The organism is Streptococcus oralis, from assembly GCF_026782285.1.
Lineage (GTDB): Bacteria > Bacillota > Bacilli > Lactobacillales > Streptococcaceae > Streptococcus > Streptococcus oralis_CG.
The window spans coordinates 23,161-41,042 of sequence record NZ_JAKUWG010000003.1 but is presented as its reverse complement, the minus strand read 5'-3'; the positions used below and the strand labels follow the sequence as shown (position 1 = coordinate 41,042).

At 42.7% G+C, this 17,882-nt stretch carries 20 protein-coding genes; 17 read left to right on the top strand and 3 right to left on the bottom strand.

The genetic code is table 11. The annotated features are described in order from the left end of the window. Positions 1 to 47: 47 nt before the first annotated feature. From MK403_RS02530 to dnaJ, 8 genes are all read left to right on the top strand, one after another. Positions 48 to 368, top strand: a complete 321-nt coding sequence (locus MK403_RS02530) for a PadR family transcriptional regulator (protein ID WP_125448734.1) — start codon at positions 48 to 50, stop codon at positions 366 to 368. Next, a complete protein-coding gene (locus MK403_RS09450; protein ID WP_326845897.1) occupies positions 368 to 943 on the top strand; it encodes a DUF2812 domain-containing protein in 576 nt (191 codons plus the stop codon). The genes MK403_RS02530 and MK403_RS09450 overlap by 1 nt, the downstream gene beginning before the upstream one ends. Positions 944 to 977: 34 nt before the next feature. Beyond that, entirely contained in the window at positions 978 to 1,490 is a 513-nt protein-coding gene (locus tag MK403_RS02520; RefSeq protein WP_268708866.1) for a DUF2812 domain-containing protein, read from the top strand. 160 nt (positions 1,491 to 1,650) lie between these two features. Beyond that, entirely contained in the window at positions 1,651 to 2,685 is a 1,035-nt protein-coding gene (gene hrcA / locus MK403_RS02515; RefSeq protein WP_268708865.1) for a heat-inducible transcriptional repressor HrcA, read from the top strand. Positions 2,686 to 2,723: 38 nt separating this feature from the next. Further along, a complete protein-coding gene (grpE, locus tag MK403_RS02510) occupies positions 2,724 to 3,239 on the top strand; it encodes a nucleotide exchange factor GrpE (protein WP_268708864.1) in 516 nt (171 codons plus the stop codon). Between the two features lie 355 nt (positions 3,240 to 3,594). Beyond that, the gene (gene dnaK, locus MK403_RS02505) at positions 3,595 to 5,418 is read left to right on the top strand and encodes a molecular chaperone DnaK (protein ID WP_261079326.1); all 1,824 of its coding nucleotides are present in this window, start codon (positions 3,595 to 3,597) and stop codon (positions 5,416 to 5,418) included. Between the two features lie 316 nt (positions 5,419 to 5,734). Beyond that, positions 5,735 to 6,367 carry a DJ-1/PfpI family protein gene (locus tag MK403_RS02500; RefSeq protein ID WP_268708863.1) on the top strand — a complete coding sequence of 211 codons (633 nt, stop codon included), beginning with the start codon at positions 5,735 to 5,737 and terminating at the stop codon, positions 6,365 to 6,367. A gap of 157 nt (positions 6,368 to 6,524) precedes the next feature. Continuing rightward, positions 6,525 to 7,661, top strand: a complete 1,137-nt coding sequence (gene dnaJ, locus MK403_RS02495) for a molecular chaperone DnaJ (RefSeq protein WP_268708862.1) — start codon at positions 6,525 to 6,527, stop codon at positions 7,659 to 7,661. Positions 7,662 to 7,738: 77 nt separating this feature from the next. Here dnaJ and MK403_RS02490 read toward each other — a convergent pair whose 3' ends face one another. From MK403_RS02490 to MK403_RS02480, 3 genes are all read right to left on the bottom strand, one after another. Continuing rightward, positions 7,739 to 8,398: a hypothetical protein gene (locus tag MK403_RS02490; protein WP_268708861.1), complete on the bottom strand. Its 660-nt coding sequence runs from the start codon at positions 8,396 to 8,398 to the stop codon at positions 7,739 to 7,741. Between the two features lie 63 nt (positions 8,399 to 8,461). Next, positions 8,462 to 8,740, bottom strand: coding sequence for a hypothetical protein (locus MK403_RS02485; protein WP_125847708.1), 279 nt, complete (start codon positions 8,738 to 8,740; stop codon positions 8,462 to 8,464). A gap of 9 nt (positions 8,741 to 8,749) precedes the next feature. Then, positions 8,750 to 9,160 carry an HIT family protein gene (locus MK403_RS02480; protein ID WP_268708860.1) on the bottom strand — a complete coding sequence of 137 codons (411 nt, stop codon included), beginning with the start codon at positions 9,158 to 9,160 and terminating at the stop codon, positions 8,750 to 8,752. A 67-nt stretch (positions 9,161 to 9,227) separates the two neighbouring features. Between MK403_RS02480 and MK403_RS02475 the strand changes: the two genes are divergently transcribed. The 9 genes from MK403_RS02475 (at position 9,228) to infB (ending at position 17,675) form a co-directional block, all read left to right on the top strand. Then, positions 9,228 to 9,959, top strand: coding sequence for an ABC transporter ATP-binding protein (locus tag MK403_RS02475; RefSeq protein ID WP_125847705.1), 732 nt, complete (start codon positions 9,228 to 9,230; stop codon positions 9,957 to 9,959). After that, positions 9,956 to 11,005, top strand: coding sequence for an ABC transporter permease (locus tag MK403_RS02470; RefSeq protein ID WP_125847703.1), 1,050 nt, complete (start codon positions 9,956 to 9,958; stop codon positions 11,003 to 11,005). Before MK403_RS02475 ends, MK403_RS02470 begins: the two co-directional genes overlap by 4 nt. A gap of 47 nt (positions 11,006 to 11,052) precedes the next feature. Continuing rightward, entirely contained in the window at positions 11,053 to 11,847 is a 795-nt protein-coding gene (gene ccrZ / locus MK403_RS02465) for a cell cycle regulator CcrZ (protein WP_125847702.1), read from the top strand. Then, on the top strand, positions 11,844 to 12,479 hold the full coding sequence (gene trmB, locus MK403_RS02460) for a tRNA (guanosine(46)-N7)-methyltransferase TrmB (RefSeq protein ID WP_001266088.1): 636 nt from the start codon (positions 11,844 to 11,846) through the stop codon (positions 12,477 to 12,479). Before ccrZ ends, trmB begins: the two co-directional genes overlap by 4 nt. A gap of 126 nt (positions 12,480 to 12,605) precedes the next feature. Continuing rightward, positions 12,606 to 13,085: a ribosome maturation factor RimP gene (gene rimP / locus MK403_RS02455; protein ID WP_000338692.1), complete on the top strand. Its 480-nt coding sequence runs from the start codon at positions 12,606 to 12,608 to the stop codon at positions 13,083 to 13,085. Between the two features lie 43 nt (positions 13,086 to 13,128). Beyond that, positions 13,129 to 14,265, top strand: coding sequence for a transcription termination factor NusA (nusA, locus tag MK403_RS02450; protein WP_033588939.1), 1,137 nt, complete (start codon positions 13,129 to 13,131; stop codon positions 14,263 to 14,265). Positions 14,266 to 14,286: 21 nt separating this feature from the next. Next, positions 14,287 to 14,580, top strand: coding sequence for an RNase P modulator RnpM (rnpM, locus tag MK403_RS02445; RefSeq protein ID WP_000857568.1), 294 nt, complete (start codon positions 14,287 to 14,289; stop codon positions 14,578 to 14,580). Further along, positions 14,573 to 14,872, top strand: a complete 300-nt coding sequence (locus MK403_RS02440; protein WP_268708859.1) for a YlxQ-related RNA-binding protein — start codon at positions 14,573 to 14,575, stop codon at positions 14,870 to 14,872. Before rnpM ends, MK403_RS02440 begins: the two co-directional genes overlap by 8 nt. A 16-nt stretch (positions 14,873 to 14,888) precedes the next feature. Beyond that, complete coding sequence (gene infB / locus MK403_RS02435; RefSeq protein ID WP_268708858.1) at positions 14,889 to 17,675, top strand: translation initiation factor IF-2; 2,787 nt, start codon at positions 14,889 to 14,891, stop codon at positions 17,673 to 17,675. Positions 17,676 to 17,882 lie beyond the last annotated feature (207 nt).

The following is a 17,882-nucleotide window of genomic DNA, read 5'->3' as shown; positions in this document are numbered from 1 at the left end:
TATATAACGAAGTGCGATATATCGAACTGCATTGGAGGTGGTTGTAAATGGAATTAGCAGATAAGATCAGGCGTGTTTACCTTCCCATGACGGAAACGGGCTTTTATATCTTGTTTTGTCTACAGAAGGAGAACCATGGATATGGTATCACACAAAAGGTCAAGGAGATGACAGATTCGCAAGTCCTAATTAGTCCTGGTACTATGTATGGAACCTTGTCAAAAATGGAAAAGGATGGCTTGATTTCCTTTGTCCGAGAAGAGGAGAAACGGAAAATTTATCAGATAACAGATTTGGGACGAAAAGTCTTAGATATTGAATTGAAACGTATTGAACGGCTCTACAGAAACAGTCGGGAGGAAGGATGATGGAAAAGAAGGTTGTATATCGGATATCTACAATTGCAGATTATGATAGAGAGGCTTTATACCTTGGGGAAATGCATACTAAGGGCTGGAAACTTAGGAAAGTAAGCTATTCTATCTTATTGTTTGTGGTTAAGTATACCTTTGAAAAATGTCAGCCTGAGCAAGCGTCTTATCAGTTGGACTTTTACCCAATGAAAAAATCAGAGAGAGCCTCCTATTTACAATTATTTAAAGACTGTGGCTGGGAGCATATTACAGACTTTAATGGTTTTTCCTACTTTAGAAAAGCACATTCTGAAATTGAATCGGATGCAGAATTTGAAATTTATAATGACGTGGCCGGGAAGTTAGCTGTGGTCAAACGGATTTTAATAATGCGGATGCTTCCTATTTTGCTTCTCTTTTTAGCTCTACTACCGGTTTTCTCAAAGTTTGTCAGTGGAGGTAGTTCTTTCAGTTGGGAAGTATTTTTGATTTTCATAATAGATTATGTTTTATTGATAGTTTTTGCGATTCAGATTTCTTATATTTTTTGGAGATTGTTCCAAAAGTGGAAAGAATTATCTGATAGTTGAAACAATACTTGTTTTCTGATTTGGAGGTCAGGCAATGAATAGCAAAGTACAATTTCGGATTTTCACAATTGTTGATTTGGACAAGGAAGAAGAATATTTGCATGAGATGCACTTGAAAGGTTGGAGGTATAAAACTAACCGTTTTGGTTTTTTCTATTTTGAACAATGCCAACCAGATGATGTCATCTATCATATCTATGATTCTCGCAATCTTAAAAAGTGTAAGCATGAACTGCAAGATTTTAGAAATAGAGGTTGGGAATCGATAGAAACAGGTTTTTGTTCAATTCTTCGTAAATCATCTTCTGATTTACTTCCGGAGGATCAAGTCTATATGAATAAGGGGCTCAGATGGGAAGTTATGCGATATAGACTTCGTTCCTGTACAGCTGCTTTCTCAGGTGGTCTTGTTGTTTGTATGAGTTTATTTAGAGAAGATCTTTCTATGTCTTTCTTTATTATTTTCGTTTTATACGCTTGCTTAATCTCTTATCTAATCTATGGTTCTTTCAGACTTAAAAGGAAATACCAAGTGGATGAAAAGTGAGATTCTAGGTCTTCAGACTGATTTTTAGCACTCTTGGCAAAAGAGTGCTAATTTTTTGAGTTTTTGTCTTGACATTCTCTTCTAAGGGTGTATAATAGAATCATGAGTTAGCACTTAGGTGTGTCGAGTGCTAACTGATCAGACAGAGAGGAGTGATGGGATGGTTACAGAGCGTCAGCAGGATATTTTAAATCTGATCATTGACATCTTTACCAAAACGCACGAACCTGTCGGATCCAAAGCCTTGCAAGAGTCTGTTAACTCTAGCAGTGCAACCATTCGTAATGATATGGCGGCTTTAGAAAAGCAAGGTCTGCTTGAGAAAGCTCATACTTCAAGTGGTCGGATGCCAAGTGTTGCTGGTTTTCAGTACTATGTGAAACACTCACTGGATTTCGACAGACTAGCTGAAAATGAGGTTTATGAGATTGTCAAAGCCTTTGATCAGGAATTCTTCAAACTGGAGGATATTCTACAAGAGGCTGCTAATCTACTAACAGACTTGAGTGGTTGTACGGTAGTGGCACTAGATGTTGAGCCCAGCAGACAACGGTTGACAGCCTTTGATATCGTTGTTTTAGGACAACATACAGCCTTGGCAGTATTTACCTTAGACGAATCGCGAACGGTTACCAGTCAGTTTCTGATTCCAAGGAACTTCTTGCAGGAGGATTTGCTGAAGCTTAAGGCAATCATTCAGGAACGTTTCCTAGGTCACACCGTTCTAGATATTCACTACAAGATTCGGACGGAGATTCCACAGATTATCCAGCGTTACTTTACAACAACGGACAATGTCATCGATCTCTTTGAACACATCTTTAAGGGAATGTTCAACGAAAACATTGTGGTGGCGGGCAAGGTCAATCTTTTGAATTTTGCCAATCTCGCTGCCTATCAGTTCTTTGACCAACCACAGAAAGTGGCTCTGGAGATTCGTGAAGGTCTGCATGAAGAACAGATGCAAAATGTCCGTGTTGCAGATAGTCAAGAGTCTTGTTTGGCAGACCTAGCAGTGATTAGCAGTAAATTCCTCATTCCTTATCGAGGTTTTGGAATTTTGGCGATTATCGGTCCGGTCAATCTGGATTACCAGCAATTGGTCAATCAACTCAATGTTGTCAATCGAGTCCTAACTATGAAACTCACAGATTTCTACCGATATTTGAGTAGTAATCATTATGAGGTGAGTTGAACATGAAATTACATAAATTCCTAAAAAGGAGGCGAAAAATGTCTGAGGAAACAAAAAACGAAGAAGTAAAAGAAGAGGAAGTTGTTGAAACAACTGAAGAAACAACTCCTGAAAAGTCGGAATTAGACTTGGCAAATGAACGCGCGGATGAGTTTGAGAATAAATACCTTCGTGCTCATGCAGAAATGCAAAATATCCAACGCCGTGCCAATGAAGAGCGTCAAAACTTGCAACGTTATCGTAGCCAGGATTTGGCAAAAGCAATCTTACCATCGCTCGACAATCTAGAGCGTGCGCTTGCCGTTGAAGGTTTGACAGACGATGTCAAAAAGGGATTGGAAATGGTGCAAGAAAGCTTGGTTCATGCTTTGAAAGAAGAAGGGATCGAAGAAATCACAGCTGACGGGGCTTTTGACCATAACTATCACATGGCCATCCAAACTCTCCCAGCAGACGATGAACACCCAGCAGACACCATCGCCCAAGTTTTTCAAAAAGGGTATAAACTCCATGACCGCATCTTAAGACCGGCTATGGTAGTGGTGTATAACTAGGCAATTCTGACGGTTGCTGAAGCAACTCGTCAGAAAACGGCAATCGCTATGGCGTTTGCCTAGCCTCCTTACTAACTCGTCGTCGAAATAAAATCGATTTCGACTTCTCGTGTCGTAACATAATTGAAACCTTGTCCGAAACGACAATAAACTATGAAGAAAGATAAGAAATTGTTCAGCTTTGCAATAGTGAGCGAAGCGAACAAAAGACGATACTCTTCGCCGTGGCGCTATTTGCGCAAACTTTGAGACCTTAGGCTCAAAGTTTAGTCAAAGAGATTGACGAAGTCAAGCTCTGACGGCGCCACCACTTAAGAAGAGTATCAAAAAGAAAAAACAACAAGGAGAAAAACACATGTCTAAAATTATCGGTATTGACTTAGGTACAACAAACTCAGCAGTTGCAGTTCTTGAAGGAACTGAAAGCAAAATCATCGCAAACCCAGAAGGAAACCGTACAACTCCATCTGTAGTATCATTCAAAAACGGCGAAATCATCGTTGGTGACGCTGCAAAACGCCAAGCAGTCACAAACCCAGATACTGTTATCTCTATCAAATCTAAGATGGGAACTTCTGAAAAAGTTTCTGCAAACGGAAAAGAATACACTCCACAAGAAATCTCAGCTATGATCCTTCAATACTTGAAAGGTTACGCTGAAGAATACCTTGGTGAAAAAGTAACCAAAGCAGTTATCACAGTTCCAGCTTACTTCAACGATGCTCAACGTCAAGCAACTAAGGACGCTGGTAAAATCGCTGGTCTTGAAGTAGAACGTATCGTCAACGAACCAACAGCAGCAGCCCTTGCTTACGGTTTGGACAAGACTGACAAAGAAGAAAAAATCTTGGTATTCGACCTTGGTGGAGGTACATTCGACGTATCTATCCTTGAATTGGGTGACGGTGTCTTCGATGTATTGTCAACTGCAGGGGACAACAAACTCGGTGGTGACGACTTTGACCAAAAAATCATCGATCACTTGGTAGCAGAATTCAAGAAAGAAAACGGTATTGACTTGTCTACTGACAAGATGGCAATGCAACGTTTGAAAGATGCGGCTGAAAAAGCTAAGAAAGACCTTTCTGGTGTAACTTCAACACAAATCAGCTTGCCGTTCATCACTGCAGGTGAGGCTGGACCTCTTCACTTGGAAATGACTTTGACTCGTGCGAAATTTGACGATTTGACTCGTGACCTTGTTGAACGTACAAAAGTTCCAGTTCGTCAAGCCCTTTCAGATGCAGGTTTGAGCTTGTCAGAAATCGACGAAGTTATCCTTGTTGGTGGTTCAACTCGTATCCCAGCCGTTGTAGAAGCTGTTAAGGCTGAAACTGGTAAAGAACCAAACAAATCAGTAAACCCTGATGAAGTTGTTGCTATGGGTGCTGCGATCCAAGGTGGTGTCATTACTGGTGATGTCAAAGACGTTGTCCTTCTTGATGTAACACCGTTGTCACTTGGTATCGAAACAATGGGTGGCGTCTTCACAAAACTTATCGACCGCAACACAACTATTCCAACATCTAAATCACAAGTCTTCTCAACTGCGGCAGACAACCAACCAGCCGTTGATATCCATGTTCTTCAAGGTGAACGCCCAATGGCAGCAGATAACAAGACTCTTGGACGCTTCCAATTGACAGATATCCCAGCTGCACCTCGTGGTATTCCACAAATCGAAGTAACATTTGACATCGATAAGAACGGTATTGTGTCTGTTAAGGCCAAAGACCTTGGAACTCAAAAAGAACAAACAATTGTCATCCAATCGAACTCAGGTTTGACTGATGAAGAAATCGACCGCATGATGAAAGATGCTGAAGCAAACGCTGAAGCAGATAAGAAACGTAAAGAAGAAGTTGACCTTCGTAACGAAGTAGATCAAGCAATCTTTGCGACTGAAAAGACAATCAAGGAAACTGAAGGCAAAGGCTTCGATGCAGAACGTGACGCTGCCCAAGCTGCCCTTGATGATCTTAAGAAAGCTCAAGAAGACAACAACTTGGACGACATGAAAGCAAAACTTGAAGCATTGAACGAAAAAGCTCAAGGACTTGCTGTTAAACTCTACGAACAAGCCGCAGCCGCTCAACAAGCTCAAGCAGGAGCAGAAGGCGCACAAGCAACAGGAAACGCAGGCGATGACGTCGTAGACGGAGAGTTTACTGAAAAATAAGATGCAAAGCCCGTTAAAACCTCACAGTGAAAATAGGAAATCTGACGCAGAAACTTTAGTTTCTAGAAAGATTTGTCTTTTTCACCAAGAGGTTAGGGCGTGCTCGATTCGGTATGATGTTGAGGCGTTAAGAAAACGAAAGAAAAATAGGAAGCCATCGCCTTGTGCGATGCACAAAAGATGGCTTGTCTTTTTTCCGAAGTTTTTAGCCGAAACTCAGTTAAGCCTAACTCGTTAAGAATGTTAATAATGATAGGAAGAAATCCAGAGGTTGCAACCCAGCCTCTGTTTTTCGGTAAAATAGAGGATGTTGCGTATGAAAAAAGTACTTTGTATCATTTATCCTAATTTTTCTCTTTATGAGATAACCGCTTTAACAAGTACTTTAGCTCTGTCTTTTGACATCACGATTGATTATGTTGCTTCAGATTATTCGATAGTTATATCTGAGGATGGCTTACCTTGTCAACCTACAAAAACATTGGATCAAATCTGTATAGAAGAGTATTCTTGTATCATTTTACCAGGAATGGTAAATATAGGGCCTGCTCTACAGGATGAAAAATTAAATTCTTTTTTGAGAGAACTCGGTGAGCAGGATATCTTAATTACAGCAATTTCTTCTGCGCCCATTTTGTTAGCGAAAGCTGGCTTGTTGAATGACACGAAATTTACAGGTGGGATTTGGCAAAACTTTTTTGACTATTTTGAATTTCTTCCTCGGGAAAAATTCAAAGCAAAAGCTGTCCTGCAAGATAAAAATATCATTACTGCTATTGGCTTCGCACATCAAGAGTTTGCAAGAAAAGTGATTCTTGGTCTAGGTTTGGCAGAAAATACTGACAACTATTTTAAAGAACAGAACGAATATTCAGAAGAGGACTTGATTTTTACTCTATCGGACAAAGAGTTTGATGAAGTGAAGCAGAGTATAGAAAATACCCTCTAAATATTTACTTATAAATTATAGAAAGGAACAAGGGTGTTCGTAACTGAACACGGGCTACGGACTGTGCCAAAAAGATAGTTTTTTCTAGGACGCAAGCGTCCGTCGTCAAAACTCCTATTTTGGCTGTGTCCGTTTGACGCCCTTTGTATCTTGAATTATGAACAATACTGAATTTTATGATCGTCTGGGGGTGTCAAAAAACGCTTCGGCAGACGAGATCAAAAAGGCTTATCGTAAGCTTTCAAAAAAATATCACCCAGATATCAACAAGGAGCCTGGCGCTGAGGAAAAGTACAAGGAAGTTCAAGAAGCCTATGAGACTTTGAGTGACGATCAAAAACGTGCAGCCTACGACCAGTATGGTGCTGCGGGTGCTAACGGTGGCTTTGGTGGTGCCGGTGGTTTTGGAGGCTTTGACGGAGCAGGTGGCTTCGGTGGTTTTGAGGATATTTTCTCAAGTTTCTTTGGCGGAGGCGGAGCTTCGCGCAATCCAAACGCTCCTCGTCAAGGGGATGACCTCCAGTATCGTGTGAACTTGACCTTTGAAGAAGCTATCTTCGGAACAGAAAAGGAAGTTAAATACAATCGTGAAGCTAGCTGTCGTACATGTAATGGATCTGGTGCTAAGCCAGGGACAAGTCCAGTCACTTGTGGACGCTGTCATGGCGCTGGTGTTATTAACGTCGATACACAGACTCCGCTTGGTATGATGCGTCGCCAAGTAACCTGTGATGTCTGTCATGGTCGCGGAAAAGAAATCAAAGATCCATGTACAACTTGTCATGGAACAGGTCATGAAAAACAAGCTCATAGCGTACATGTAAAAATCCCTGCTGGTGTGGAAACAGGCCAACAAATCCGCCTAGCGGGTCAAGGTGAAGCAGGCTTTAACGGTGGACCTTACGGAGACTTGTACGTGGTGGTTTCAGTTGAAGCTAGTGATAAGTTTGAACGTGAAGGAACGACTATCTTCTACAAGCTGAACCTCAACTTTGTCCAAGCAGCCCTTGGAGATACTGTGGAAATTCCAACCGTGCATGGTGATGTTGAGTTGGTCATCCCAGAAGGAACTCAGACAGGCAAGAAATTCCGTCTACGTGGCAAGGGAGCACCGAGCCTTCGTGGCGGTGCCGTTGGTGACCAATATGTTACAGTTAATGTCGTAACTCCGACAGGCTTGAACGACCGTCAAAAAGCAGCGCTTAAAGAATTCGCAGCTGCAGGTGACTTGAAAGTCAATCCAAAGAAAAAAGGCTTCTTTGACCACATAAAAGATGCCTTTGAAGGAGAATAAAGTAAAAAGAGCCGATTGGCTCTTTTTGTGTTGTCATGGAAAAATTAGCGTCAGAAAATCATTTTCCAGTTAGCCTACTATTTATACTTTTGAGTGAGCAAGCCAGCTGCATCCATGTCCTGAATGAGTTGCTTGATTTCTGCTTCTTTGCCAGATTTCAAGGTAACAGTATCAATATGCTTGATCGCCGAGTTATCCTGAATATCCACCAAGGTCAAAGCTTTTTCATAGAATGCAATTCCCTTTTTAAGACTTTCCTGATCATTCCAAAAGAGAATTGAGTAATTGGGATTAAATTTCTTTCCGATTTCTTGGAGATACTTCTCGCTTTCTTTCTCTAAAAACTGCAATAAACCATGATTGAACAAGTTATCCCCTACTTTATAGTATGAAATCTCTCCTGTCTGGAGGACATAGACTTCGAGTCGATTTTTGGTGAGTTTTGGACTTTCTTTTAGGACGGTGTGACTATTGATAACCTCATCTGAGAAAGTAACATAAAAATGTAAGCCTCCACCCTCGAATTGATACCTTCCATTTGATTCTACTTTCTCAGGAGGCATGTCAAGGGAGATAAAGATTTGTTTTAAAGTTTCATTCCCTTTTTGGATGTCACTCGGTGAGGTCTTGAAAAGATTCATCAGTAGTAGAAATGCCAAGGCTGCAAGCAGGCAGAGGCAACCACAAGGGATCGCGATGACCTTCGCTAGAACTTTTAAAAACTGTTTCACTTTCATTCCCTCCCTTTTCTGTTCGAATCTAGTGATCCAAAATGGATTTAAGGAAAGTTGGAGGATTTATTATTCTTGTTTTTCTTCTTGGAGGATCGCCATTCTGGTTTGGAAATCTTTTTCCAAGACTTTGAATTTATAGGTTAAATCTTTTTGGTATTCCTTGATAAGTGCTTTTTGTTGGTTGATGATTTGGAGGCTATTTTGGATGATATCCAAATCATCCTTGATAGCTTCGACGCGGTCAGTTGTATCTAGCACTTCATCCTGAATGGCTTGGCGATTTTTTACGACAAAATAACTTCCAGCTGCAGCTCCTGCGAATAGCAGTAGATTTGATAGTTTCATGGCATCTCCCTAAGCATTTCTAATAGTTTCAGCGACTTGGGCAAGTTTGTCAAAGTCAGGTTCGTGGGCGATAAAGTCAATCTTTAGGTCATCTTCTGCACCGTAGCGAGGAACAAGGTGCACGTGGGTATGAAAGACCGTTTGACCAGCGACTTCCTCACAGTTAGCGATGATATTCATACCAGCAGCCTTGGTAGCTTTCATAACTTTTTGAGCCACTGTTGGCACTTGGGCAAAGAGTTGGCTGGCGCTAGTAGCGTCCATCTCCAAAAGATTGCGATAATGTTCTTTTGGTACAATGAGGGTGTGTCCAGGCGTTACTTGAGAGATATCAAGAAAGGCAAGGATCTGCTCATCTTCGTATACTTTTGAAGCAGGAATCTCCCCTGCGATAATTTTACAAAAAATGCAATCTGACATAAAATCCACCTCTACTGTATTGAATTTTGATATAATATAGCTACATTATACCAGATTCGGAGAAAATATGTTAGAAATTAAAAACCTGACAGGAGGCTATGTTCACGTTCCTGTCTTGAAAGATGTGTCCTTTACAGTTGAAAGTGGGCAGTTGGTCGGTTTGATTGGTCTCAACGGTGCTGGGAAATCAACGACTATCAATGAGATTATCGGTCTTTTGACGCCTTACAGTGGGGAAATCAAGATTAATGGTTTGACCCTGCGAGAAGATGCGACTAGCTACCGCAAGCAGATTGGCTATATACCAGAAACGCCTAGCTTGTATGAAGAACTGACCCTCAGAGAGCATATCGAGACGGTTGCCATGGCCTATGGTATTGAGCAAAAAGTGGCTTTTGATCGTGTGGAACCTTTGTTAAAAATGTTCCGCCTGGACCAAAAATTGGACTGGTTTCCAGTGCATTTCTCCAAAGGGATGAAGCAGAAGGTCATGATTATCTGTGCTTTTGTGGTGGATCCGAGTCTTTTCATCGTTGATGAGCCTTTCCTTGGCCTCGATCCGCTGGCTATTTCTGACTTGATTCAGCTTTTGGAAGTGGAAAAGCAAAAAGGCAAGTCCATCCTCATGAGTACTCATGTTTTGGACTCGGCGGAGAGGATGTGCGATGCCTTTGTCATCCTCCATAAGGGGGAAGTGAGGGCTCAGGGGAACCTTCAGCAACTCCGCGAGGCCTTTGATATGCCTGATGCTAGTTTGAATGATATTTACTTGGCTCTGACCAAAGAGGAGGAGCTATGAAAGACTTGTTTTTAAAGAGAAAGCAGGCTTTTCGTAAGGAATGTGTCGGTTATCTCCGTTATGTTCTCAATGACCACTTTGTCTTGTTCCTGCTGGTTCTCATCGGTTTTATAGCCTACCAGTACAGTCAACTCTTGCAAGATTTTCCTGAAAATCATTGGCCCATTCTCTTGTTTTTAGTAATAGTATCTATCTTGCTTTTGGCTTGGGGAGGAATCGCGACCTACATGGAAGTACCTGACAAGCTCTTTCTCTTAGTCAGTGAAGAGGAGGTCAAGTCCCACCTCAAAGGGCAGACGTCACGTTCATTGGTTTTCTGGACAATTGTGCAAACCCTCTTTTTACTCTTATTTGCGCCCTTGTTTTTAGCCATGGGTTATGGCTTGCCAGTCTTTCTCATCTATGTGCTTTTATTGGGAACTGGGAAATACCTGATTTTTCGTCAAAAAGTTAGTAAATTTTTTACTGGGAACGGAATTGACTGGGACTATGTCATTGCCCAAGAAAGCAAGCGCAAGCAAGTCTTGCTTCGTTTCTTTGCTCTCTTTACTCAGGTCAAGGGCGTTTCAAATAGTGTCAAACGTCGCGCTTATCTGGATTTCATCCTTAAAGCAGTTCAGAAAGCGCCTGGAAAGATTTGGCAAAACCTCTATCTCCGCTCTTACCTGCGAAATGGAGACCTCTTTGCCCTCAGTCTACGTCTGCTCTTGCTTTCTTTGTTAGCGCAGGTCTTTATCGAGCAAGCTTGGATTGCGACGGCAGTAGTGGTTCTATTTAACTACCTATTGCTCTTCCAGTTGCTAGCCCTTTATCACGCCTTTGATTACCAATACTTGACCCAGCTCTTTCCATTAGAAAAAGGGGAGAAAGAGAAGGGATTGAAACAGATTGTAGTTGGTGTGGGAAGTGCAGTTCTTTTGTTAGAATTGCTGGTTGGAGCAGTGGTTTTTCAAGAAAAAATAGCCTTGTTGGCTCTTGTAGGAGCTAGTCTCTTCCTACAATTGTTTTATTTACCTTACCAACTGAAAAGATTGGTTGACGAATAGACCAAAAACTAGTAGAATAGTAAGGAAACTTTATACGGAGGAAAGAAATGGACTTGGGTGATAATGAGCTAACGCTGACTCCGATACCTGGGAAGAGTGGCAAGGCTTATATGGGAAGCTACCCTGATGGGAAGCGCGTCTTTGTAAAAATGAACACCTCTCCAATCCTACCTGGGCTAGCCAGAGAACAAATCGCTCCTCAATTACTATGGACTCGTCGTTTAGCGGACGGTCGTGATATGTGTGCCCAAGAATGGTTGACGGGCAAAATCTTGACCCCGCACGACATGAATCGCAAGCAGATCATCAATATCTTGACGCGTCTCCACCGCTCACGTCCCTTGATGAAGCAGTTGAGCCGTTTGGGATATAGCATGGAGACGCCAGTAGACTTGTTGCAGTCTTGGAGGCAAGAAGCACCTGAAGTCTTGAAACGACATCAGTACTTAAATTCGGTGATTGATGATTTGCGCAGGACAGTTCCAGGCTTTAGGGAAGATCATGCAACGATTGTGCATGGTGATCTTCGCCATAGTAATTGGATTGAGACAGAGAGTGGGCTTGTTTATCTAGTGGATTGGGATTCGGTTCGCCTGACGGATCGTATGTTTGATGTGGCGCATATGTTGTGTCATTATATTCCAGATCATCAGTGGCGTCAATGGTTGAGAGACTACGGCTATAAGTACAATCAGACAGTGTTAGATAAATTGTATTGGTATGGTCAGTATTCTTACTTGAACCAGATTGCCAAATACTTTGTAAATCAAGATTTAGATAATGTAAACCGGGAGATTTATGCCTTGCGTGTCTTCCGTGACAAGTATGGAAAGAAGAGATGAGAGTTAGAAATCGTAAAGGGGCGACAGAGTTACTAGAGGCCAATCCCCAGTATGTTGTCCTCAATCCCTTGGAAGCTAAAGGGAAATGGCGAGACTTGTTTGGAAATGATCATCCTATCCATGTAGAAGTTGGAAGTGGGAAAGGGGCCTTTGTATCAGGAATGGCCAAACAAAACCCTGACATCAACTACATCGGGATTGACATCCAAAAGTCGGTATTAAGTTATGCCTTGGATAAGGTGCTTGAAGTTGGAGTGCCCAATATCAAGTTGTTGTGGGTAGATGGTTCGGATTTGACTGACTACTTTGAAGACGGCGAGATTGATCGTCTCTACCTAAACTTTTCAGATCCTTGGCCTAAAAAACGCCATGAAAAACGTCGTTTGACTTACAAGAGTTTCTTGGATACCTTCAAGCGTATCTTGCCTGAGAATGGGGAAATCCATTTCAAGACTGACAATCGTGGCTTGTTTGAGTACAGTCTAGTGAGTTTTTCTCAGTATGGGATGAAGCTCAATGGGGTTTGGTTGGACTTACATGCCAGTGATTTTGAAGGCAATGTCATGACGGAATATGAGCAAAAATTCTCCAGCAAAGGTCAAGTGATCTACCGAGTTGAGGCAGAATTTTAAGAAATAGCTTGAAAACTAGCCGTTTGAGTGCTTATACTTTACATAAATTGACAAACGTGCTATACTGATAGTAAGAATATGAGAAAGAGAGGCGGGGAAATATCTTCGCCTCTTGCTTATGAGGAGGTGGACGCAATCGCAACAATCGTAGAATTAGTCAGAGAAGTTGTAGAACCTGTCATCCAAGCGCCTTTCGAGCTCGTGGATATCGAGTATGGAAAGATTGGCAGTGACATGATTCTCAGTATTTTTGTAGATAAACCCGAAGGAATTACCTTGAACGACACGGCAGACCTGACAGAAATTATCAGTCCTGTCCTAGACACCATCAAGCCCGATCCCTTCCCGGAGCAATATTTCCTAGAGATTACCAGTCCAGGCTTGGAGCGTCCCTTGAAAACCAAGGATGCCGTCGCTGGAGCGGTTGGGAAATACATCCATGTCGGGCTCTACCAAGCTATCGATAAGCAAAAAGTCTTTGAAGGAACCTTGCTATCCTTTGAAGAGGATGAGTTGACCATGGAATATATGGACAAGACGCGCAAGAAAACTGTCCAAATTCCATACAGTTTAGTATCAAAAGCACGTTTAGCAGTTAAATTATAGAAAAAGAAAGGATAGCTTTTGAGGATTCAAAAGTGAAGAGAACATGAGTAAAGAAATGCTAGAGGCCTTCCGCATTTTGGAAGAAGACAAGGGAATCAAAAAAGAAGACATCATCGACGCAGTAGTAGAGTCGCTTCGTTCCGCTTATCGTAGACGCTATGGTCAATCAGACAGCGTAGCCATTGACTTCAATGAAAAGACTGGGGACTTTACTGTCTATACTGTTCGTGAAGTTGTTGACGAAGTATTTGATAGCCGTTTGGAAATCAGCTTGAAAGATGCCCTTGCCATTAATTCAGCCTATGAGCTTGGTGACAAGATTAAGTTTGAAGAAGCACCAGCTGAGTTTGGTCGTGTAGCAGCCCAGTCTGCTAAACAAACCATCATGGAAAAAATGCGCAAGCAAACACGTGCCATCACTTATAATACATACAAAGAACATGAACAAGAAATCATGTCTGGTACAGTAGAACGCTTTGACAACCGTTTCATCTATGTCAATCTTGGCAGCATCGAAGCCCAATTATCAAAACAAGACCAAATCCCTGGAGAAGTCTTTGCTTCTCATGATCGTATCGAAGTTTATGTTTACAAGGTTGAAGACAATCCTCGTGGTGTCAACGTCTTTGTCAGTCGTAGCCATCCAGAAATGATTAAACGCTTGATGGAGCAAGAAATTCCAGAAGTTTACGATGGAACTGTTGAAATCATGAGCGTGGCTCGTGAAGCAGGTGACCGAACCAAGGTTGCCGTTCGTAGCCACAATCCAAACGTGGACGCTATCGGGACAATCGTTGGGCGTGGTGGTGCCAATATCAAGAAGATCACCAGCAAATTCCACCCAGCTCGTTATGACGCTAAGAGCGACCGTATGGTTCCTGTAGAAGAGAACATTGACGTTATCGAGTGGGTAGCGGATCCAGCTGAGTTTATCTACAATGCCATCGCACCTGCAGAGGTTGACCAAGTTATCTTTGATGAAAACGACAGCAAACGTGCCTTGGTCGTTGTACCTGATAACAAACTTTCTCTTGCCATCGGTCGTCGTGGACAAAACGTTCGCTTGGCAGCTCACTTGACAGGTTACCGTATCGATATCAAGTCTGCTAGTGAGTTTGAAGCTATGGAAGAAGCAGGTCAAGTTGATTACGCAGATGTAGATGAATCGATTGAAGAATAAAAGCTGCTAGAGGAGGGAAAGATGAAAACAAGAAAAATCCCTTTGCGCAAGTCTGTTGTATCCAACGAAGTGATTGACAAGCGTGATTTACTTCGCATTGTCAAGAACAAAGAAGGACAAGTCTTTATCGATCCGACAGGCAAGGCCAATGGCCGTGGCGCTTATATCAAGCTAGACAATACAGAAGCCCTAGAGGCTAAAAAAAAGAAAGTCTTTAACCGCAGCTTTAACATGGAAGTTGAAGAAAGCTTTTATGACGAGTTGATCGCCTATGTTGATCACAAAGTGAAAAGAAGAGAGTTAGGACTTGAATAAGCAAAAGATAAGCAATCTCTTGGGACTTGCTCAGCGAGCAGGACGGATCATATCGGGAGAGGAATTGGTGGTTAAAGCCATCCAAGACCAGAAAGCCAAGCTAGTCTTTCTAGCCCATGATGCTGGTCCCAATCTGACCAAGAAGATTCAAGATAAAAGTGACTATTATCAAGTAGAAGTTATAACCGTGTTTTCAACACTGGAATTAAGCATAGCAGTCGGAAAATCGAGAAAGGTTTTGGCTGTGATCGATGCTGGATTTACAAAGAAAATGAGGTCTCTTATGGAATAGAAGAGGAGGACATGATTTGTCTAAGAAAAGATTGTACGAAATCGCAAAAGAACTTGGAAAAGAAAGTAAAGAAGTTGTAGCGCGTGCAAAAGAGTTGGGCTTGGATGTGAAAAGCCACTCATCGAGCGTGGAAGCTGCCGCTGCTGAGCAAATCGCAGCGAGCTTTAAGCCTGCACCTGCTCCTAAGGCAGAAGCAAAACCTGCAGCACCAAAAGCAAGTGTAGAAAAGAAAGCGGAAAAGTCTGCATCAGCTAAACCAGCTGCCGCTAAGGAAGAAAGTAAACCAGCTACACCTGCAGTTCCTAAGGAAGAAAAAGTAGTGGCTGCAAGACCACAAAGTCGAAATTTCAAGGCGGAGCGTGAGGCGCGTGCCAAAGAGCAGGCAGAGCGACGCAAACAAAACAAGGGCAACAACCGTGACCAACAACAAAACGGCAACCGTCAGAAGAATGACGGCCGTAATGGTGGAAAACCTGGTCAAGCAAACCGCGACAATCGCCGATTTAACGATCAAGGGAAAAAACCACAAGGTCAAGGGAATCGTGGCAATGATCGCCGTCAGCAACAAGACTTCCAGCCCAAACCAGCTGGACCACGTGTTGACTTTAAAGCCCGTGCAGCGGCTCTAAAAGCAGAGCAAAATGCAGAGTACGCACGCTCAAGCGAGGAGCGCTTCAAACAATCGCAAGCTGCCAAAGAAGCCTTGGCTCAAGCTAACAAACGCAAGGAACCAGAGGAAATCTTTGAAGAAGCTGCTAAGTTAGCTGAACAAACGCAGCCAGCCGTAACAGTAGCTCCTGTAGCGAAAGAAGCGCCAGTGGATACACGTCGTAAAAAACAAGCTCGACCAGACAAAGAACGTGACGATTACGATCACGAAGAAGATGGTCCTAGAAAACAACAAAAGAATCGAAGTAGTCAGAATCAAGTGAGAAATCAAAGAAATAGTAACTGGAATAACAACAAGAAAAATAAAAAAGGGAACAAGCAAAACAACCGTAACCAGACTCCAAAACCTGTTACAGAGCGTAAGTTCCACGAATTGCCAACAGAATTTGAGTATACAGATGGTATGACTGTTGCGGAAATCGCAAAACGTATCAAACGTGAACCGGCAGAAATCGTTAAGAAACTCTTTATGATGGGTGTCATGGCCACACAAAACCAATCCTTGGATGGAGAAACAATTGAACTCCTCATGGTGGATTATGGTATCGAAGCCAAACAAAAGGTTGAAGTGGATAATGCCGACATCGAACGTTTCTTTGTCGAAGATGGCTATCTTAACGAAGATGAATTGGTTGAGCGTCCACCAGTTGTAACCATCATGGGACACGTTGACCATGGTAAAACAACCCTCTTGGATACCCTTCGTAACTCCCGTGTTGCGACAGGTGAAGCAGGTGGTATCACTCAGCATATCGGTGCCTACCAAATCGTTGAAAATGGCAAGAAGATCACCTTCCTTGATACACCAGGACACGCGGCCTTCACCTCTATGCGTGCGCGTGGTGCTTCTGTTACCGATATTACCATCTTGGTCGTTGCAGCCGACGACGGGGTTATGCCTCAGACTATCGAAGCCATCAACCACTCAAAAGCGGCCAACGTTCCAATCATCGTAGCCATTAACAAGATTGATAAACCAGGTGCCAACCCAGAACGCGTTATCGGTGAATTGGCTGAGCATGGGGTTATGTCAACAGCTTGGGGTGGAGATTCTGAGTTTGTTGAAATCTCAGCTAAATTCAACCAAAATATTGATGAATTGCTGGAAACAGTCCTTCTTGTAGCTGAAATCCAAGAACTCAAGGCAGACCCAACAGTGCGTGCGATCGGTACTGTTATCGAGGCTCGCTTGGATAAAGGAAAAGGTGCGGTCGCAACCCTTCTTGTGCAACAAGGTACCTTGAATGTCCAAGACCCAATTGTTGTCGGAAATACCTTCGGTCGTGTGCGTGCTATGACCAATGACCTTGGTCGTCGTGTTAAGGTTGCAGGTCCGTCAACACCAGTTTCTATCACAGGTTTGAACGAAGCGCCAATGGCGGGTGACCACTTTGCCGTTTACGAAGATGAAAAATCTGCGCGTGCGGCCGGTGAAGAACGTGCAAAACGTGCCCTCATGAAACAACGTCAAGCTACCCAACGTGTCAGCCTTGAAAACCTCTTTGATACGCTTAAAGCTGGTGAACTTAAGTCGGTTAACGTTATCATCAAGGCCGACGTACAAGGTTCTGTCGAAGCCCTTTCTGCCTCACTTCAAAAGATCGATGTAGAAGGTGTCAAAGTTACTATTGTCCACTCGGCAGTCGGTGCTATCAATGAATCTGACGTGACCCTTGCGGAAGCTTCAAATGCCTTTATCGTTGGTTTCAACGTACGCCCTACACCACAAGCGCGTCAACAAGCGGAAGCTGACGATGTAGAAATCCGTCTCCACAGCATTATCTACAAGGTTATCGAAGAGATGGAAGAAGCCATGAAAGGGATGCTTGATCCAGAATTTGAAGAAAAAGTTATCGGTGAAGCAGTTATCCGTGAAACCTTCAAGGTATCTAAAGTAGGAACCATCGGTGGATTTATGGTTATGAGTGGTAAGGTTACCCGTGATTCTAAAGTTCGTGTCATCCGTGACGGTGTCGTTATCTATGACGGCGAACTCGCAAGCTTGAAACACTACAAAGACGACGTCAAAGAAGTTACAAACGGTCGTGAAGGTGGATTGATGATCGATGGCTACAATGACATCAAGATGGATGATGTGATTGAGGCCTATGTCATGGAAGAAATTAAACGATAAGATTTTTTGCTCCTTTCTTAGGTGGTGAGGGACGCAAGCAAACCGATGGTTTCATTGCTTATTTTTGAGCCTAGAGTCTCAAAAATCCCCTGTGATGGAACTGATAAATCAGTTCCATCACTTTCACCACGGCGAAAGAAGCAGATGAGTTCAAATTGAACTTCGTTTCAATTTGAACTGAAAATCAAGAAATTTAAAAATAGCTAG

Coding starts and splice junctions, on each gene's coding strand:
- MK403_RS02480 (WP_268708860.1), bottom strand. CDS start 9,160: ATGTCAGATTGCATTTTTTGTAAAATTATCGCAGGGGAGATTCCTGCT.
- MK403_RS02485 (WP_125847708.1), bottom strand. CDS start 8,740: ATGAAACTATCAAATCTACTGCTATTCGCAGGAGCTGCAGCTGGAAGT.
- MK403_RS02530 (WP_125448734.1), top strand. CDS start 48: ATGGAATTAGCAGATAAGATCAGGCGTGTTTACCTTCCCATGACGGAA.
- dnaK (WP_261079326.1), top strand. CDS start 3,595: ATGTCTAAAATTATCGGTATTGACTTAGGTACAACAAACTCAGCAGTT.
- MK403_RS09450 (WP_326845897.1), top strand. CDS start 368: ATGGAAAAGAAGGTTGTATATCGGATATCTACAATTGCAGATTATGAT.
- hrcA (WP_268708865.1), top strand. CDS start 1,651: ATGGTTACAGAGCGTCAGCAGGATATTTTAAATCTGATCATTGACATC.
- trmB (WP_001266088.1), top strand. CDS start 11,844: ATGAGAGTTAGAAATCGTAAAGGGGCGACAGAGTTACTAGAGGCCAAT.
- ccrZ (WP_125847702.1), top strand. CDS start 11,053: ATGGACTTGGGTGATAATGAGCTAACGCTGACTCCGATACCTGGGAAG.
- nusA (WP_033588939.1), top strand. CDS start 13,129: ATGAGTAAAGAAATGCTAGAGGCCTTCCGCATTTTGGAAGAAGACAAG.
- MK403_RS02490 (WP_268708861.1), bottom strand. CDS start 8,398: ATGAAAGTGAAACAGTTTTTAAAAGTTCTAGCGAAGGTCATCGCGATC.
- MK403_RS02475 (WP_125847705.1), top strand. CDS start 9,228: ATGTTAGAAATTAAAAACCTGACAGGAGGCTATGTTCACGTTCCTGTC.
- MK403_RS02500 (WP_268708863.1), top strand. CDS start 5,735: ATGAAAAAAGTACTTTGTATCATTTATCCTAATTTTTCTCTTTATGAG.
- dnaJ (WP_268708862.1), top strand. CDS start 6,525: ATGAACAATACTGAATTTTATGATCGTCTGGGGGTGTCAAAAAACGCT.
- grpE (WP_268708864.1), top strand. CDS start 2,724: ATGTCTGAGGAAACAAAAAACGAAGAAGTAAAAGAAGAGGAAGTTGTT.
- MK403_RS02520 (WP_268708866.1), top strand. CDS start 978: ATGAATAGCAAAGTACAATTTCGGATTTTCACAATTGTTGATTTGGAC.
- MK403_RS02470 (WP_125847703.1), top strand. CDS start 9,956: ATGAAAGACTTGTTTTTAAAGAGAAAGCAGGCTTTTCGTAAGGAATGT.
- rnpM (WP_000857568.1), top strand. CDS start 14,287: ATGAAAACAAGAAAAATCCCTTTGCGCAAGTCTGTTGTATCCAACGAA.